We start from the raw sequence: 18,264 nt of genomic DNA on the forward strand, positions 1-18,264 counted from the left end.
CCACCCCCAGGAGCCCGCCATGCCGCTGCCCACGGAACTCGCCCGACACCTCACCGAGGAAAAGATCGCCTTCGTCCAGCGCAGCGGACTCAAGGCCGAAGCGCTGGAACCCGGCTACGTGCGCCTGCTCATGCCGGCTTCCGGCAACGAGAACCATATCGGCAGCATGTACGCCGGGGCGCTCTTCACCCTCGCCGAAATCCCCGGCGGCGCACTGTTCCTGACCAGCTTCGACAGCGCCCGCTTCTATCCCGTAGTCAAGGAGATGACCCTGCGCTTCCGCCGCCCGGCCAAGGGCGACATCCGCGTCGAGGCGCGCCTGGACGCCGAGCGCATCCGCCAGTTGGAAGCCGAGGCCGGCGAGCGCGGCAAGGCCGAATACAGCCTGGAGCTGCAACTCACCGACGAGCAGGGCGAGGTGGTCGCGGAAAGCGCCGCGCTGTACCAGCTGCGCAGCCACGCGAAGCCCTGACTGGCAGATTTCGCAGGGTCCGGCGAACGTTTTCTCTGCCGTGGATCAAGGTCCGCCCGGGGCCGCGGCGCGACAGTGGGGAGGCCAGCGTAGCCATCCCATGGAGTCCGCCATGATCCGCCACCTCCTGGTCGCCCACGACCTCACCCCGGAAGCCGACGTCGCCCTCGCCCGCGCCGCCCAGTTGGCCCGCCAGCACGACGCGCGGGTCAGCCTGCTGCACGTGTACGATCCGGGCCTTTCGGCGGAGGCGGTGAAGACCGTCGGCACCATGCTGCAGTTCAAGCGCCAGGAAGCCGGCCTCGACGAGGACTGCGCGATCCATCTGTTCAGGGGCCAGCCGATCGACGGCATCCTGCAGCAGACCCGGGCGCTCGAACCGGACCTGCTGTTGATGGGCGCGCACCACCAGAAGACCTTCGAACGCTTCGCCAACACCACGCTCGACCAGGTGGCGCGGCGCAGCCGGGTGCCGGTGCTGCTCGCCGTACGCGAGGCGGACCAACCCTACCGCCAGGCGCTCAGCGCCCTGGACTTTTCCCAGTGCGCCTGTACCGCGCTGCGCCAGGCCTACCGCCTGCTGCCGGTGGAAGCCGACCTGCACGCCCTGCACGTCTTCGAGTCCCCCGACGACGGCGTGCTCGGCCTGCCCAGGCAGAATGCCGCGCACCTGGCCACCCAGGCCGGGCTGATCGAACAGTTGCTGAGCGACGAGCAGGAGCGCCTGCCGGGCGTCGGGCCGCAGCTGAGCCACGAAGTGGTTCCCGGCGTGCTGCCGTACAGCCTGGACGCCGCATTGAAGCAGCGCCAGCCGGAGCTGCTCGCCCTCGGCCGGCACAGCCGCAACGCGCTGATGCAGGCGCTGCTCGGCAACCTGGCGCAGCGTTACCTGCGCCAGCCGAGCTGCGACGTCCTGGTTACCTCGTAGAAGCGCTGCCGGAGAGGCTGCTCAGCTTTCGAGCAGCCCGTGCAACTCGACGAACTGCTGGGTCAACTTGTGCCGCGGTTCGAGGAAGATCAGCGGGGTGCAAGCCTGGTGCGACTCGCGCATCTTCACCGAACTCATCAGGTACACCGGCAGCACCGGCAGTTCCTCCGCCACCAGCTCGTCGAGCAGTTGCTGCGGCAGGCTGGCACGCGGCTGGAACTGGTTGACCACGATGCCCTCGACCTGCAGGTCTTCGTTGTGGTCGTCACGCAGTTCCTCGATCTCCTGGAGAAGGCCATACAGCGCCTGGCGGGAGAAACTGTCGCAATCGAAGGGAATCAGGCAACGATCGGCAGCGATCAGCGCAGATACCGTATAGAAATTCAGGGCCGGCGGGGTGTCCAGGTAGATCCGCTCGTAGTCATCGTCCAGTTCGTCCAGCAATTTGCGCAGCTTGTTGATCTTGTGCTTCGACTCCAGCTTCGGCTGCAGGTCGGCCAGTTCGGGGCTGGCGGTGACGATGTGCAGGTTGTCGAACGGCGTCTCGTGGATGTCGACCCTGCCCTTCTTGCTGAAGGGCCCGGAAGACAAGGTCTGCTTGAAGAAGTCGGCGATCCCCACCGGCAGGTCCTCGCCGGTCAGCCCGGTCAGGTAATGCGTGGAGTTGGCCTGGGCGTCCAGGTCCACCAGCAGGGTGCGGTAGCCCTCCGCCGCGCTGACCGCCGCCAGGTTGCAGGCGATGCTGGACTTGCCTACCCCGCCTTTCTGATTGAACACCACGCGCCGCATGGGAAATCTCCGTGAGCCGAGCCTGATCCCGGATGATAGGCAAAGCCGCGGGCAAGCGCGAGCGCCGTCTCGGTCCTGACGTAGAGCGGTTCAGCGCCGGTGCAGGCTGGCCGCCTCGCGGGTCACCAGATCGATGAAGGAGAGCGCCAGCGGCGAGCCCTCGTTCTGCCGGCGGACCAGCCATACCGCAGTCGTCGCCTCGGGATCGCCCAGGGTGCGGTAGACCACGCCATCGACCCGGGTGCGGCGGAAAGACGCCGGCAGGATCGACACCCCCAGCCCGGCCGAGACCAGGCCGATGATGGTCATCGCCTCGCTGGCCTCCTGGGCGATGCGCGGGCTGAAGCCGGCCTGGCGGGTCAGGGCGATGACCTGGTCGTAGAGCCCGGTGCCGTAGCTGCGCGGGAAGAACACGAAAGGCTCCTCGGCCAGCGCGGCGATCGCCAGGCCATCCTCGCTGCCGGCCGCCAGCGGATGATCGGCGCGTAGCACCGCCACCAGCGGCTCGCGGAACAGCTCCACCGAGTGCACCGTGTCCGGCAGCGCCAGCGGGCGGATCACCCCGACCTGCAGGCTTTCCTCGAGCAACGCCCTGAGCACCTGGCGGCTGCTCATTTCCTGCAAGTCGAGGTGCACCTCCGGATAGGCCTTGCGGAAAGCGTGGATGCTGCTGGGAATGGTCGAGGTGAACGGCGCCGAGGAGGTGAAGCCGATCTTCAGTTCGCCCAGTTCGCCCAGGTGCGCGCGGCGCGCCAGCAGTACCGCCTTGTCCACCTGCGCCAGCACCTGGCGCGACTCGTCGAGGAACAGCCGGCCGGCGTCGGTGAGTTCGACGCGGCGGTTGGTGCGCTCGAACAGGCGCGCGCCGATCTCTTCCTCCAGGGCCTGGATCTGCTGGCTCAGGGGTGGCTGGGAAATGCCCAGGCGCTCGGCGGCGCGGCCGAAGTGCAGTTCCTCGGCGACGGCGATGAAATAGCGCAGGTGTCTGAGTTCCATGCGAGCCCCGAACAAGTCTTTTTACGTATCAATCGTGTCGATCAATATATTGGAAATCATATAACCCTATCTATATCCTTTGTCACATAACCTCCAACAACGACCCCTTGTCCCTGAATCCAGGTGGCGCGGCCTCGTTGTGCCTGCTCGCCGCCATACCCAGAGGTACCCCGTGAGCAACCCGCAAGTCCGGCCCCAGGCCGAAGAAGAACCCGCGTTAATCGAGGCGGCCCGCGAAGCAGCCAACGAGGTGCTGGAAGCCGCCACCGAAGTCGAACGCCATATCGAAAAAGGCACCCCGCAGTTCATGCGCACCTCACTGGCGCTGTTCTCCGGCGGTTTCGCCACCTTTGCCCTGCTCTACTGCATCCAGCCGATGATGCCGGTGCTGTCCAAGGCATTTTCCATCAGCGCCGCGGAAAGCAGCCTGGCGTTGTCCGTGGCCACCGCCATGCTCGCCCTCGGCCTGCTAGTCACCGGACCGATCTCCGATGCGATCGGCCGCAAGCCGGTAATGGTCGTCTCGCTGCTGGCCGCCGCGCTGTTCACCCTCGGCAGCGCGGTGATGCCCACCTGGCATGGCGTGCTGCTGATGCGCGCGCTGGTCGGCCTGTCCCTGAGCGGCCTGGCCGCGGTGGCGATGACCTATCTGAGCGAGGAGATCCATCCGCAGCACATCGGCCTGTCGATGGGCCTGTACATCGGTGGCAACGCCATCGGCGGGATGAGCGGGCGGCTGATCAGCGGCGTGCTGGTCGATTTCATCTCCTGGCATGCTGCGCTGGCGGTCCTCGGTGGCCTGGCCCTGGTCGCCGCGCTGGTGTTCTGGCGCGTTCTGCCCGAATCGAAGCACTTCCGGCCGGCGCCGCTGAAACCGGCGACCCTGCTCAACGGCTACCGCCTGCACTTCCGCGATGCCGGCCTGCCCTGGCTGTTCCTGATCGGCTTCCTGTTGATGGGCAGCTTCGTCACCCTGTTCAACTACATCGGCTACCGCCTGCTGGCCGAGCCCTACCACATGAGCCAGGCGGTGGTCGGCGTACTCTCGGTGGTGTATCTGTCGGGCATCTACAGCTCGGCCTGGGTCGGCTCGCTGGCCGACAAGCTGGGCCGGCGCAAGGTGCTCTGGGCGGTGATCCTGCTGATGCTCGGCGGCCTCCTGCTGACCCTGTTCGAACCGATCCCGCTGATGCTGGCCGGCCTGCTGCTGTTCACCTTCGGCTTCTTCGGCGCGCACTCGGTGGCGAGCAGCTGGATCGGCCGTCGCGCCCAGCGCGCCAAGGGCCAGGCGTCGTCGCTGTACCTGTTCAGCTACTACGTCGGCTCGAGCCTGGCCGGCACCCTTGGCGGGGTGTTCTGGCACTACTACGGCTGGAACGGCATCGGCCTGTTCGTCGGCTCGCTGCTGGTGCTCGCCGTGCTGGTCTCGCTGCACCTGGCGCGGTTGCCGGCACTACCGGGCAATACCCTGGCGCAGCCCGCTCACTGAAGCCCGAGGCGCCGGTCTCCCGGCGCCTTCACTCCGACCAGAAGCGCACCCCGGTCAGCTCTTCCGATATCGTCCACAGCCTCGCGGCCAAGCCCAGGTCGCGCGCATTCCGCGGAATCCGCGCCTCCGCCGGATAACCGCGGGTTTCCAGCCAGCGATCCGGGCCGACATAGGCGCCGCCGTACCAGCGCTGCCCGGTCAGTGCGGAAAGTGCCGGCAGCGCTCCCATTTCCGCCGATTGCGCGAATGCTACATTGGCCACCTTCATCGTCCAGCGTCCCAAGCGCGACCCCGACATGGCCGGCGCCGCGTACTGCAGGTTGGTCGCTGCATAGCCCGGATGCGCCGCCAGGCTCTGCAGAAGCACGGCCCGCTGGCCGGCACGGCGCTGCAACTCCAGGCTGAACAGCAGATTGGCCTGCTTGCTGTGGCAGTAGGCGAGATAGCGGTTGTAGCCGCGCTCGGCGTTGAGGTCATCGAGCGGCAGCCGGCCGAACTGGTTGAAGCCGCTGGTCATGCCTACCACCCGGGGCCGTGGAGCGGCCAGCAAGGACTCCAGCAGCAGGCCCGTGAGGGCGAAATGGCCGAGGTGATTGGTGCCCATCTGCATCTCGAAACCGTCGCGGGTGCGTCGCAGAGGCAGGAACATCACCCCGGCGTTGTTGAACAGCAGATCGAGGCGTTCGTGGCGCTGGCGGAAATCGGCAGCGCAGGCCCGTATCGAGGCGAGGTCGGCCAGGTCGAGATCAGCCAACTCCAGGCTGGCTTCGGGATACTCGTCGAGGATCGCCCGCCGTGCCCGCTCCGCCTGTTCGCGATTGCGGCAGGCCATCACCACGGTCGCGCCCTTGCCGGCCAGCGTGCGCGCCGCCTGCCAGCCCAGACCGCTGTTGGCGCCGGTGACCAGCGCCAGGCGTCCAGTCAGTTGCGGAATGTTGCGTCGTGCCCAGGGATGCATCGCTCGTTCTCCGGTTGGCTGCGTTGCCGGACAGTATCGCGGCGCCAGCCAATGCAGCGGCAGAGGCACTCGCGCCAGACTGTCGATCATTTCGGGCCAGGACACGCCAGCATGAGCCGCCGCACTGAATCCGGCGCACCGACCATCACCGCCGCCTACCCGCGCCTGCTGCTCGGCCTGCTGGAAGAACGCGGCCTGGACGGACGCGCGCTGCTGAGGGAAATCGGCCTGTCGAGGCTGCGTCTAGAAGAGCCGGAGGCACGCGTCACGTCGCACCAGTACCAGGCGATAGCCGCCGCGGCGCTCGCAGTGAGCGACGACCCCGGCCTCGGCGCACAACTGGCCCTGCGCACGCCTCCCACCGCCCACGGTAGCCTGGGCTACGCGATGATGGCCTCGGCAACCCTGGGCGACGCGCTGCGCCTGGCGCTGCGCTATATGCCACTGTTGCAGAACAATATCGAACTGCGCCTGTTGCGCGAGGAACGCCTACTGATGCTGCGTCTGCTGCCCGGCCCGGCCTTGCCGGCGGAGCTGCACCGTTTCTTCAGCGAAGCCATGCTGATCGGCCTGTACCGCTCGGGCGCCTGGCTGCTCGGCGATGCACTGCCGGCCGCCACCCTGGACTTCGACTTCCCCGCCCCACCAGTGCCGCCGCTGCCGAACTGCCGCTACGGCCAGACACATGCTCAACTGAGCTTTCCCGCCGCGCAGCTCGAGCGCCCCCTGCCGATGGCCGATCCGGCGGCCGTGCGCCGCGCCTGCGAACACTGCGAGCGCGAGTTGGCGCTGCTGGCCGCCAGCCGCCGGGATATCTGTACGCGCGTGCGGCTGGAACTGGAACGCCAGGAGCCACGCTTACCCAACCTGGAGGAAGTGGCCGCACGCCTGCACCTATCCGGACGTTCCCTCAAGCGCCATCTGCGCGGCGCCGGCACCAGCTTCCGCGAGCTGCTCGCCGAGACCCGCCAGCGCCAGGCCCTGCGCCTGCTGCAACGCCCTGAGGTGCCGCTACAGCGCATCGCCCTGCACCTCGGCTACAGCGACCCGACGAACTTCACCCGCGCCTTCAAGCGCTGGACCGGCGAGCCCCCGAGCAGCGCGCGCGAACGCATGCGCCAGGCGCCCGGCGAATGAATGCCAAGCGCTCCTTCGCCCTCAGCTTGAGCGGTACAGCCGCTGGTCTATGCTGCTGCGGCTGGCGATCCGCCAGCCTCGACAACCGACATGAAAGGGACTTTATGAAAGCAGCGCTCAAGCGCGCCTGCTCGGCACGGCGCTGTTCTCTCTGTACGCTTCCACCGCCCACGCCGCCGGCGTGCTGGTCGGCACCTGGGATCTGCGTGGCAACGGCCAGCTCGCCGCCGCCTACCACGACGGCGCCAACCTGCAGGTGGTGGAAGGCGGCAGCACCCGCAACTACAGCTTCGGCAACGTGGTGTGGTCGGTCTTCGGCGCCACCGATACCGACGGCCAGCCCGGCGCGGAGATCATCGGCCGCACCAGCACCGGCATCTACGTGATCAGCAACGCCAGTTCCCGCAAGGAACACAGCATCGGCGCCAGCGCCTGGGCACTCCATGGCGGCACCACGGACACCGACGGCAAGCCGGGCAACGAGCTGATCGTGGTGATGCAGGGCAAGGTGCGGGTCATCCACCACGCCAGCGGCGACGTCAACTACAGCATCGATTCGGTGGCCGACATGGATAACCAGCCGGGCGCGGAAATCCTCGTGCGCGACGCCAATGGCAAGCTGTTCGTATTCAACGACCGCACCGGCAAGGTAAGCAGCTGAGCCGGGCGGTTTGCGCAGGGCGGATACGCCGCCGGCGCGCCCCCGCCAACCAACGCGCCGGAGGGCCGTCGGCCCGCGCATGAAAAAGGGGAGCCTCGGCTCCCCTTCTTTCGTTCCAGCTCAGCCGTGGTACTGCGCCGACAGCTCGTGCACCGCCTCGAAGAAAGCACCGGCATGGGCCGGGTCGACTTCCGGGGTGATACCGTGGCCAAGGTTGAATACATGCCCCGTGCCCTTGCCGTAGGCCGCCAGGATCCGCGCGACTTCGGCGCGGATCGCCGCCGGGTTGGCATAGAGCACCGAGGGATCCATGTTGCCCTGCAGGGCCACCCGCTCGCCGACGCGCGCACGGGCGCTGCCGATGTCGCAGGTCCAGTCCAGGCCCAGCGCCTCGGCGCCGACCTCGGCCATCGACTCCAGCCACAGGCCGCCTCCCTTGGTGAAGAGGATCACCGGCACCCGGCGTCCGTCGTGCTCGCGGATCAATCCATCGACGATCTGGCGCATGTAGGCCAGGGAGAACTCCTGGTAGGCCGCCGCCGACAGGCTGCCGCCCCACGAGTCGAAGATCTGCACGGCCTGGGCGCCGGCGCGGATCTGCCCGTTGAGGTAGCTGGTCACCGATTGCGCCAGCTTGTCCAGCAGCGCGTGCATGGCTCGCGGATTGTCGTAGAGCATCGCCTTGGACTTGCGGAAGTCCTTGCTCGAGCCGCCCTCGACCATGTAGGTGGCGAGGGTCCAGGGGCTGCCGGAGAAGCCGATCAGCGGTACGCGGCCGTTCAGCTCGCGGCGGATGGTGCGCACGGCGTCCATCACATAGCCCAGGTCCTTTTCCGGATCGGGGACCGGCAGCGCCTCGATGTCGGCCAGCGACGAGACCACCTTGCGGAAGCGCGGGCCTTCGCCGGTCTCGAAGTACAGGCCCTGGCCCATGGCATCGGGAATGGTCAGGATGTCGGAGAAGAGGATCGCGGCGTCCAGCTGCGGGTAACGGTCCAGCGGCTGCAGGGTCACTTCGCAGGCCAGCTCCGGGTTCATGCACAGGCTCATGAAATCACCGGCCCTGGCACGGGTGGCACGGTATTCCGGCAGGTAACGACCGGCCTGGCGCATCATCCAGACGGGGGTGACATCGACGGGCTGCTTGAGCAGGGCGCGGAGGAAGCGGTCGTTCTTCAGGGCAGTCATAACGGCATCCGATCAAAGGCTGCTGGCTTCACGCGGGCGCGTGCGGAAGGGGCTTATCCACAGGCCGGCGGGCGAAAAGGGCCGCTATTGTCGCAAAGCACAAAACAAAAGGCACGGCGGGGGCCGTGCCTTTTGTCTATCGCGGTGATTTGTCGCAGCGCTCACCGTGCCGCGATTCAGACGCCCAGGTAGTCGAGGATGCCTTCGGCCGCGGTACGTCCTTCGAAGATCGCCGTCACCACCAGGTCGGAACCACGGACCATGTCGCCACCGGCGAAGATCTTCGGGTTGCTGGTCTGGTGCTTGAACTGCGCCTGCGCCGGAGCCACCACGCGGCCCTGGCTGTCGGTGGCGATCTCGAACCGCTCGAACCACGGCGCCGGACTCGGCCGGAAGCCGAAGGCGATCAGCACGGCTTCCGCCGGGATGATCTCCTCGGAACCGGGGATCGGCTCGGGGCTGCGGCGGCCGCGGGCGTCCGGCTCGCCGAGACGGGTCTCGACCACCTTCACGCCTTCCACCCGGTCCTCGCCGACGATGGCGATGGGCTGGCGGTTGAAGAGGAACTTCACGCCCTCTTCCTTGGCGTTCTTCACTTCCTTGCGCGAGCCCGGCATGTTTTCTTCGTCACGGCGATAGGCACAGGTCACCGACTTGGCGCCCTGGCGGATCGAAGTGCGGTTGCAGTCCATCGCGGTATCGCCGCCGCCCAGGACCACCACGCGCTTGCCCTTCATGTCGACGAAGTCCTCGGCCGACTTCTCGAAGCCGAGGTTGCGGTTCACGTTGGCGATCAGGAAGTCCAGGGCGTCGTGCACGCCTGGCAGGTCCTCGCCGGGGAAACCGCCCTTCATGTAGGTGTAGGTGCCCATGCCCATGAACACGGCGTCGAACTCGTCGAGCAGTTGTTCCATGGTCACGTCCCTGCCGATCTCGGTGTTCAGGCGGAACTCGATGCCCATGCCGGTGAACACCTCGCGGCGACGGCTGAGGACATGCTTCTCCAGCTTGAATTCGGGAATGCCGAAGGTCAGCAGGCCGCCGATCTCCGGGTTGCGGTCGAACACCACCGGGGTCACGCCGTTGCGCACCAGCACGTCGGCGCAGCCGAGGCCGGCCGGGCCGGCGCCGATCACCGCGACGCGCCTGCCGGTCGGCTTGACCTTGGACAGGTCCGGGCGCCAACCCATGGCGAAGGCGGTATCGGTGATGTACTTCTCCACCGAGCCGATGGTCACCGCGCCAAAGCCGTCGTTGAGGGTGCAGGCGCCCTCGCAGAGGCGGTCCTGCGGGCAGACCCGGCCGCAGACTTCCGGCAGGGTGTTGGTCTGGTGCGACAGCTCGGCGGCGGCCAGGATGTTGCCTTCGGAGACCAGCTTCAGCCAGTTCGGGATGAAGTTGTGCACCGGGCACTTCCACTCGCAGTACGGGTTGCCGCAGCCCAGGCAACGGTGCGCCTGGTCGGCGGCCTGCTGCGGCTTGAACAGGTCGTGGATCTCCACGAACTCGCGCTTGCGCTGGCGCAGCAGCTTCTTCTTCGGGTCCTTGCGCCCGACTTCGATGAACTGGAAGTCGTTGTTCAGGCGGTCGGAATTCAGACGTTCAGACATATCGAAACCTCATCACAACTTCGGGCGCTTATTGCGGGTTGGCACGGGTGCTGGTCAGCAGCGAACCGAGGCTGGCCGCCTTCGGTTTCACCAGCCAGAACCGACGCAGGTAGTCATCCAGGTTTTCCAGGATGTTCGCGCCCCACTCGCTTGCCGTTTCGTTCACGTACTCGACCAGGACCTTGCGCAGGTGGCTGCGATAGGCCTCCATCGCCTCGCCGCTGATCCGCTGGATTTCCACCAGCTCGTGGTTCACGCGGTCGACGAAAGTGTTGTCCATGTCGAGGACGTAGGCGAAGCCCCCGGTCATGCCGGAGCCGAAGTTGTAGCCGGTCTTGCCCAGCACGCAGACGAAACCGCCGGTCATGTATTCGCAGCAGTGGTCGCCGGTGCCTTCCACCACCGCATGGGAACCGGAGTTGCGCACGGCGAAGCGCTCGCCGGCGGTTCCGGCGGCGAACAGCTTGCCGCCGGTGGCGCCGTACAGGCAGGTGTTGCCGACGATGGCCGACTCCTGGGTCCTGAACGGACTTCCCTTGGGCGGGGTGATCACCAGCTTGCCGCCGGTCATGCCCTTGCCCACATAGTCGTTGGCGTCGCCTTCCAGGTACAGGTGCAGGCCACCGGCATTCCACACGCCGAAGCTCTGTCCCGCGGTGCCCTTGAAGCGAAACACCACCGGCGCCTTGGCCATGCCCTGGTTGCCGTGCAGGCGGGCGATCTCGCCGGATACCCGCGCGCCAATGGAGCGGTCGCAGTTGCAGATGTCCAGCTCGTACTCGCCGCCGCTCAGGCCCTCGATGGCGGCCTTCGACAGCTCGACCATCTTCTCGGCCAGCAGGCCCTGGTCGAACGGCGGGTTTTTCTCCACCTCGCAGAACTGCGGCTTGTCGGCCGGGATCAGGTCACTGCCCAGCAACGGAGCGAGATCCAGGTTACGCTGCTTGTCGGTCTCACCGGGGAGGATCTGCAGCAGGTCGGTGCGGCCGATCAGTTCGCCCAGGCTGCGCACGCCGAGGCGCGCCAGCCACTCGCGGGTTTCCGTGGCGATGAAGGTGAAGAAGTTGATCACCATCGCGGTGGTGCCGATGAAGTGGTCCTTGCGCAGCTTGTCGTTCTGCGTCGCCACGCCGGTGGCGCAGTTGTTCAGGTGGCAGATGCGCAGGTACTTGCAGCCCAGGGCGATCATCGGCGCGGTGCCGAAGCCGAAGCTCTCGGCGCCGAGTATGGCCGCCTTGATCACGTCCAGGCCGGTCTTCAGGCCGCCATCGGTCTGCACCCGGACCTTGCCGCGCAGGTCGTTGCCGCGCAGGGTCTGGTGGGTTTCCGCCAGGCCCAGTTCCCAGGGCGAGCCGGCGTACTTGATCGAGGTGATCGGCGAGGCGCCGGTACCGCCGTCGTAGCCGGAGATGGTGATCAGGTCCGCATAGGCCTTGGCCACGCCGGCGGCGATGGTACCGACGCCCGGCTCGGACACCAGCTTCACCGATACCAGCGCCTGCGGGTTGACCTGCTTGAGGTCGAAGATCAGCTGCGCCAGGTCTTCGATGGAGTAGATGTCATGGTGCGGCGGCGGCGAGATCAGCGTCACGCCGGGCACCGCATAGCGCAGGCGGGCGATCAGGCCGTTGACCTTGCCGCCCGGCAGCTGGCCGCCCTCGCCGGGCTTGGCACCCTGGGCCACCTTGATCTGCAGGACCTCTGCGTTGACCAGGTATTCCGGAGTCACGCCGAAGCGGCCGGTAGCCACCTGCTTGATCTTCGAGCTCTTCAGCGTGCCGTAGCGCGCCGGGTCCTCGCCGCCCTCGCCGGAGTTGGAGCGACCGCCCAGGGTGTTCATCGCCTCGGCCAGCGCCTCGTGGGCCTCCGGCGACAGCGCGCCGAGGGAAATCCCGGCGGCGTCGAAGCGCTTGAAGATCGCTTCCAGCGGCTCCACCTCGTCGAGCGCCAGCGGCTGCGCGGCGCTCTTCACCTGCAACAGGTCGCGGATCATCGATACCGGACGCTGGTCCACCAGCGCGGTGTATTCCTTGAACTTCTCGTAATCGCCCTGCTGCACGGCAGCTTGCAGGGTATTCACCACGTCCGGGTTGTAGGCATGGTATTCGCCGCCATAGACGAACTTCAGCAGGCCGCCCTGCTGGATCGGCTTGCGGTTGCTCCAAGCCTCAGCGGCCAGCAGTTTCTGCTCGTTCTCGATATCGACGAAGCGCGCGCCCTGGATGCGGCTGGCGACGCCGGTGAAGCACAGGCTGGTGACCTCGTCGGACAGGCCGACCGCCTCGAACAACTGGGCCCCACGGTAGGACGCTACCGTGGAAATCCCCATCTTCGAGAGGATCTTCATCAGGCCCTTGGAGATACCCTTGCGGTAGTACTTGAACACCTCGTAGAGGTCGCCCAGCACCTCACCGGTGCGGATCAGGTCGGCCAGCACCTCGTAGGCGAGGAACGGATAGACCGCCGAGGCACCGAAGCCGATCAGCACGGCGAAATGATGCGGATCGCGGGCGGTGGCGGTTTCCACCAGGATGTTGGAATCGCAGCGCAGCCCGGTCTGCACCAGGCGATGGTGCACCGCGCCGACGGCCAGGGCCGCGTGCACCGGCAGCTTGCCGGGAGCGATATGGCGGTCGCTGAGGATCAGCAGCACCTTGCCGCCGCGCACGGCTTCCTCGGCCTGGTCGGCGATGTTGCGCACCGCGGCTTCCAGGCCCATCGACTCGTCGTAGTTGAGGTCGATGAAATGGCGGTCGAAGCCCGGGCGCTCCAGGGTCATGATGGTCCGCCACTTCGCCGGCGAGATCACCGGGGTGGTGAGGATCGCCTGGTTGGCGTGGTGCGGGGCTTCCTCGAAGATGTTCTGCTCGACGCCCAGGCAGGTTTCCAGGGACATCACGATGGCTTCGCGCAGAGGGTCGATCGGCGGGTTGGTGACCTGGGCGAACTGCTGGCGGAAGTAGTCGTATGGCGAGCGGATGCGCCGGGAGAGGATCGCCATCGGCGTATCGTCGCCCATCGAGCCCACCGCTTCCTGGCCCTGCTCGCCGAGGGGACGCAGCACCTGGTCACGCTCCTCGAAGGTGACCTGGAACATCTTCATGAATTGCTTGAGCTGGTCGGCGTCGTAACTGGCCACGCCATGGTCGTCGTCCAGGGTCGCCTGGATGCGCAGGGCGTTCTGCCGCAGCCATTGCTTGTAGGGATGGCGCGACTTCAGGCGGTTGTCGATGTCGTCGCTGTGCAGGACCTGGCCGGTCTCGGTGTCCACCGCGAGGATCTGCCCCGGGCCGACCCGGCCCTTGGCGATGACGTCCTCGGCCTTGTAGTCCCAGACGCCGATTTCCGAGGCCAGGGTGATGTAGCCGTTCTTCGTGGTGACCCAGCGCGACGGACGCAGGCCATTGCGGTCGAGCAGGCAGACGGCATAGCGGCCGTCGGTCAGCACGACGCCGGCGGGGCCGTCCCAGGGCTCCATGTGCAGCGAGTTGTACTCGTAGAACGCGCGCAGGTCGGCGTCCATGGTCTCGACGTTCTGCCAGGCCGGCGGGATGATCATGCGCAGGCCGCGGAACAGGTCCATGCCGCCGGTGACCATCAGTTCGAGCATGTTGTCCATGCTCGAGGAGTCGGAGCCGACGCGGTTCACCAACGGACCGAGTTCTTCCAGGTCGGGGATCAGTTCGTTGGTGAACTTGGTCCGCCGCGCCTGGGCCCAGTTGCGGTTGCCGGTGATGGTATTGATCTCGCCGTTGTGGGCGAGGAAGCGGAACGGCTGCGCCAGCGGCCATTTCGGCAGGGTGTTGGTGGAGAAGCGCTGGTGGAATACGCAGATCGCGGTCTGCAGGCGCTCGTCGCCAAGGTCCGGATAGAAGGCGGCCAGGTCGGCCGGCATCATCAGGCCCTTATAGATGATGGTCTTGTGCGAGAAGCTGCAGATGTAGTGGTCGCTGTCGGCGGCGTTGGCCACAGACGAGCGGCGCCGTGCGCTGAACAGCTTGATGGCGAAGTCCTGGTCGCTCAGGCCGGCGCCGCCGATGAACACCTGCTCGATCTGCGGCAGGCGCTCCAGCGCCAGGCGGCCGAGGACGCTGGTATCGATCGGCACCTTGCGCCAGCCGACCAGCTCCAGGCCGGCGGCGACGATCTCGCGATTCATGTTCTCGCGTGCCGCCTCGGCTTTCACCGGGTCCTGGTTGAAGAACACCATGCCCACCGCGTATTGCTCGGGCAGGTCGACAGAAAAGGCTTCCCTGGCGACGGCGCGCAAGAACAGGTCGGGCTTCTGGATCAGCAGCCCGCAGCCGTCCCCGGTCTTGCCATCGGCATTGATCCCACCGCGGTGGGTCATGCAGGTCAGTGCTTCGATTGCGGTTTGCAGAAGTTGATGGCTCGGCTCGCCCTGCATATGGGCGATCAGGCCAAATCCGCAGTTATCCTTGAACGTTTCAGGATGGTACAGACCTGCTTTCATAAGGAACTCTCACCGGCAAAACTTTTTTAGTCATCTACTTCGCCCGTCACCCGCTCATGCGGCGAGTTTTCGACAGGCAAAGGGAGGCCATTGTACATAGGTGCACAAGGCCTCACAAATTTTGCGGCGGAAAAATGAAATTCAATGTCGCCAAAATGAAAGACGAAACCCACCAGTCATGCTAACGACTGGCGAGTTTCGTCGAGAGGCGACGGCAGGTCGGGGTCAATGCGCCTGGCCGATCTCCTGCTGGATGCTGGCGAAGGTACGCGGCCACGGCTTGCCGGCCTGCACCTTGGACGGCAGTTTTTTCACTGCGGCCAGGGCGGCGGCACGGTTCGGGAAGCTGCCATAGGTGACGACGTAGAAAGGCTTGCCTTGCAGGGTTTTCTTGAAGTAGCGGAAATCGCCGCCGCCCTGCTGGCGAATGAACGCCTGGGCGTTGGCTTCGGAGCCGGTACCGAGGATCTGCAGGGCGAAGTTACCACCAGATTGGCTGCGATACCACTGGCTGCCCGCACCGCCACCGCTGGCCGGCTTGGCGGCCGGAGCCGGGGCCGGTTTCGCCGCGGCGGTGGTGGTCGGCTTGCTGGCGGCCGGCTTGGCCGGGGCGGGGGCCGGGGTCGGCTTGCTGACCGGGGCGCTGGCCACCGGCGCGGCGGGAGCCGGGGTTGGAACCGGAGCCGGAGTCGCCACCGGTTCGGCCGGCGCCGGCGGAACCGGATGCATCGGGGTCACGCCATTGTTGGCCAGCGGCGTCACCGGCGGCGCCGTGCTGGACACGGTAGGCGGCACGACGGCGGAGGGCAGGCCGCCCTCGTCATCGCCCCCCTGCCCGGCGGCCTGGGCCAGCGGCTCGCGAATCACCGGCTGCGACTCGCCGACCAGCGGTAGCGGCAGGGGCTGGCTGGAACCGTTGAATTCCACGGCCGGACCGCTGCCCGGCTGCTGGGCCTGGGCCGGCGCGGAGCCGTTCATCGACAATTCGGTAGAGGCGTTCTGCGGCGCCTCCGGCTTGCTCTTGCCTTGCATGAACCAGGCGGCGATCACGCCGATGGCCACGACCGCAAGAATCACCAGATGCTTCTTCGGCAAGTTGAAAGACCCTCCGGTTGCCTTGCGCGCTGCGCCACGGTTGGCCAGCATCGCTTCGATCAGGGCATCGCGGGCGACCTGGTTGATCGCTCCCGGCCAACCTTCCGACTGCTCGTGGATATCCACCAGCAGATCGTTGGAAATCAGCTCGATGCCCTGCCCCGCGCCTTCCAGGCGTTGGGCCAGGTAGTCGCGGGTTTCCTCTTCGCTGTACGGCTGCAACTCGATGGCGTGGAAACGTTCCTCGCCCTCGGAGAACACCTCCAGGCGCGGCAACAGCGACGGCTCGCCGAACAGGAACACATGCAGGCGTCCTTCATTGGTACCGGAGGCCAGCAGCAACAGCACTTCCAGCGCGCTGTCCTGGAGTTGCTCGGCATCGTCCACCATCAGATAGACGTCCTGGCCGGTGATCGCCAGTTGCGCGACCTTGGTCAGGATCGCTTCCAGGCTCGCCTGGTTGATGCTCAGGCCCTGGGCCACCTGGCGCAGCAGGGAGGTTTCGTCGGCGGCGGTGCGCGCCGAGATGACCACGCTGAGCACCGCGTCCTTGTTGGTGCTGGCCACCAGAGCCTGGCGCAGCAGAGTCTTGCCGCTGCCCAGGGGGCCGGTCACCAGCAGCAGGAGCTGGCTGTAGCGGGCCAGGTGATGCAACTGGCCAAGCACCGGCTTGCGCTGCGCCGGGAAGAACTTGAAGCCCGGCACGCGTGGCGCGAACGGGTCGTGGCTGAACTGGTAGTGGCCCAGGAAGGCCTCATCGGCATGCAAGCTGGTCATGGGACCTCATTCATCTCCAAGCTGGTCGGCCAAGGCCCGATAGTCGGTGCGCAGGGTCGCGTCCAAGATCTCACGGGGAAAATCGCCGGTAACCACGGCGTTCCCCAGTCCTTGCAGCAAAACCAGACGCAGTCGGCCATCGAGCACTTTCTTGTCGACAGCCATGTGTTCCATAAAATCTTCCGCCGTCATATCGGCCGGCGGCACCACGGGCAAGCCGGCTCGGCGCAACAGGCGGATACCGCGGTCGCGCTCGGCGGCACTCAGCCAGCCCAACCGATGCGACATCTCGAGTGCCATCACGGTTCCCGCCCCCACCGCTTCGCCGTGCAGCCAGACGCCATAGCCCTGCTGGGTCTCGATCGCGTGGCCGAACGTATGACCGAGGTTGAGCGTGGCGCGCACCCCCGACTCGCGCTCGTCGGCGCCCACCACGCGGGCCTTCGCCGCGCAGGAGCGCTCGATGGCTTCGGTGACCGCCGCGGGCTCCAGCGCCAGCAGGGCATCCATGTGCTCCTCCAGCCAGGTGATGAACGGCTCGTCGCAGATAAAACCGTACTTGATCACTTCCGCCAGGCCCGCGGACAGCTCGCGAGCCGGCAGGGTCTTCAGTGACGCCGTGTCGATCACCACCGCCTGCGGCTGGTAGAACGCGCCGATCATGTTCTTGCCCAGTGGATGGTTGATTCCGGTCTTGCCGCCCACCGAGGAGTCGACCTGGGACAGCAGGGTGGTCGGCACCTGGATGAAGTTGACGCCGCGCTGGTAGCAGGCCGCGGCGAACCCGGCCATGTCGCCGATGACCCCGCCGCCGAGGGCGATCAGGGTGGTCTTGCGGTCATGCCGGTCCTGCAGCAGGGCATCGAAGATCGATTGCAGGGTTTCCCACTGCTTGTAGGCCTCGCCGTCGGGCAGCACCACCCGAGTGACCTCGCGGCCCTCCAGCGCCCCGAGCAGGGTTTCGAGGTAAAGCGGCGCGACCGTTTCGTTGCTGATCACCGCGACCCGCCGGCCGACGATGTGCGGTGCGAACCACTGGGCGTCGCCCAGCAGGTTTTCACCGATGTAGATGGGATAGCTACGCTCGCCTAGATCGACGTTGAGTGTGCGCATGAGGCCCCCAGACAGGAAAGGGCGATAGGATAACGCAATTCGCCGCGCCTCAGCGGGGCGGCAACTTGCGCAGGCGTTCGAGAATTTCCTGGACCACCAGGCGTGGCGGCCGCTCGTCGGTCTCCACCACCACATCGGCGATTTCACGGTAGAGCGGGTCGCGCAGGTCCATGAGATCGCGCAGGATCTGCCCCGGGTTCGGCTTCTGCAGCAGGGGCCGGTTGCGGTCCCTGGCCGTCCGCGCGATCTGGTGCTCGACCGAGGCATGCAGGTAGACCACCCGTCCGCCGGCTCGCAGAATCTGGCGATTACCGTCGCGCATCACCGCGCCGCCGCCGGTGGCGATGACCATTCCGTCGGTGGCGCAGAGTTCACTGAGCATCGCCTGCTCGCGCTCGCGGAAACCGGCCTCGCCCTCGACATCGAAGATCCATGGGATATTCGCGCCGCAACGCTGTTCGATCTCCTTGTCGGAGTCCTTGAACGCGAGATGCAGCTCCTTGGCGAGCAGGCGCCCGATGGTGCTCTTTCCAGCACCCATCGGGCCGACGAGGATCAGGTTGACCACGTTGTTCGA

General features: G+C 66.6%; 14 protein-coding genes. 5 read left to right on the forward strand and 9 right to left on the reverse strand.

What is annotated here, in order from left to right:
• Nucleotides 1-19: 19 nt before the first annotated feature.
• Together PSPA7_RS27495 and uspO are read left to right on the forward strand one after the other, a co-directional pair.
• Nucleotides 20-472, forward strand: coding sequence for a YiiD C-terminal domain-containing protein (locus PSPA7_RS27495; RefSeq protein WP_003156614.1), 453 nt, complete (start codon nt 20-22; stop codon nt 470-472).
• 112 nt (nt 473-584) lie between these two features.
• Nucleotides 585-1,400, forward strand: coding sequence for a universal stress protein UspO (gene uspO, locus PSPA7_RS27500; protein ID WP_012077708.1), 816 nt, complete (start codon nt 585-587; stop codon nt 1,398-1,400).
• A 21-nt stretch (nt 1,401-1,421) separates the two neighbouring features.
• On the opposite strand, the gene PSPA7_RS27505 is transcribed toward uspO, so the two are convergent.
• The gene (locus PSPA7_RS27505) at nt 1,422-2,189 is read right to left on the reverse strand and encodes a ParA family protein (RefSeq protein ID WP_012077709.1); all 768 of its coding nucleotides are present in this window, start codon (nt 2,187-2,189) and stop codon (nt 1,422-1,424) included.
• Between the two features lie 90 nt (nt 2,190-2,279).
• Entirely contained in the window at nt 2,280-3,185 is a 906-nt protein-coding gene (locus PSPA7_RS27510; RefSeq protein WP_012077710.1) for a LysR family transcriptional regulator, read from the reverse strand.
• A 172-nt stretch (nt 3,186-3,357) separates the two neighbouring features.
• On the opposite strand from PSPA7_RS27510, the gene PSPA7_RS27515 reads away from it, so the two are divergent.
• On the forward strand, nt 3,358-4,674 hold the full coding sequence (locus PSPA7_RS27515; protein WP_012077711.1) for an MFS transporter: 1,317 nt from the start codon (nt 3,358-3,360) through the stop codon (nt 4,672-4,674).
• A 28-nt stretch (nt 4,675-4,702) separates the two neighbouring features.
• On the opposite strand, the gene PSPA7_RS27520 is transcribed toward PSPA7_RS27515, so the two are convergent.
• A complete protein-coding gene (locus PSPA7_RS27520; protein WP_012077712.1) occupies nt 4,703-5,632 on the reverse strand; it encodes an oxidoreductase in 930 nt (309 codons plus the stop codon).
• A gap of 111 nt (nt 5,633-5,743) precedes the next feature.
• Here PSPA7_RS27520 and PSPA7_RS27525 point away from each other — a divergent pair, with 111 nt between their 5' ends.
• Entirely contained in the window at nt 5,744-6,769 is a 1,026-nt protein-coding gene (locus PSPA7_RS27525) for an AraC family transcriptional regulator (protein WP_012077713.1), read from the forward strand.
• A gap of 181 nt (nt 6,770-6,950) precedes the next feature.
• Nucleotides 6,951-7,430: a PA5033 family protein gene (locus PSPA7_RS27530; RefSeq protein WP_012077714.1), complete on the forward strand. Its 480-nt coding sequence runs from the start codon at nt 6,951-6,953 to the stop codon at nt 7,428-7,430.
• A gap of 120 nt (nt 7,431-7,550) precedes the next feature.
• On the opposite strand, the gene hemE is transcribed toward PSPA7_RS27530, so the two are convergent.
• The 6 genes from hemE to aroK form a co-directional block, all read right to left on the reverse strand.
• Entirely contained in the window at nt 7,551-8,618 is a 1,068-nt protein-coding gene (gene hemE / locus PSPA7_RS27535; protein ID WP_012077715.1) for a uroporphyrinogen decarboxylase, read from the reverse strand.
• A 176-nt stretch (nt 8,619-8,794) separates the two neighbouring features.
• Nucleotides 8,795-10,228 carry a glutamate synthase small subunit GltD family protein gene (locus PSPA7_RS27540; RefSeq protein ID WP_012077716.1) on the reverse strand — a complete coding sequence of 478 codons (1,434 nt, stop codon included), beginning with the start codon at nt 10,226-10,228 and terminating at the stop codon, nt 8,795-8,797.
• A 28-nt stretch (nt 10,229-10,256) separates the two neighbouring features.
• Nucleotides 10,257-14,702: a glutamate synthase large subunit gene (gene gltB, locus PSPA7_RS27545; protein WP_012077717.1), complete on the reverse strand. Its 4,446-nt coding sequence runs from the start codon at nt 14,700-14,702 to the stop codon at nt 10,257-10,259.
• 225 nt (nt 14,703-14,927) lie between these two features.
• The gene (locus PSPA7_RS27550) at nt 14,928-16,574 is read right to left on the reverse strand and encodes an AAA family ATPase (protein ID WP_012077718.1); all 1,647 of its coding nucleotides are present in this window, start codon (nt 16,572-16,574) and stop codon (nt 14,928-14,930) included.
• A gap of 6 nt (nt 16,575-16,580) precedes the next feature.
• Entirely contained in the window at nt 16,581-17,687 is a 1,107-nt protein-coding gene (aroB, locus tag PSPA7_RS27555; protein WP_012077719.1) for a 3-dehydroquinate synthase, read from the reverse strand.
• Between the two features lie 49 nt (nt 17,688-17,736).
• The gene (gene aroK, locus PSPA7_RS27560; RefSeq protein WP_003148769.1) at nt 17,737-18,255 is read right to left on the reverse strand and encodes a shikimate kinase AroK; all 519 of its coding nucleotides are present in this window, start codon (nt 18,253-18,255) and stop codon (nt 17,737-17,739) included.
• Nucleotides 18,256-18,264: the final 9 nt, after the last annotated feature.

Origin of the sequence: Pseudomonas paraeruginosa PA7, assembly GCF_000017205.1 — a bacterium.
GTDB lineage: Bacteria > Pseudomonadota > Gammaproteobacteria > Pseudomonadales > Pseudomonadaceae > Pseudomonas > Pseudomonas paraeruginosa.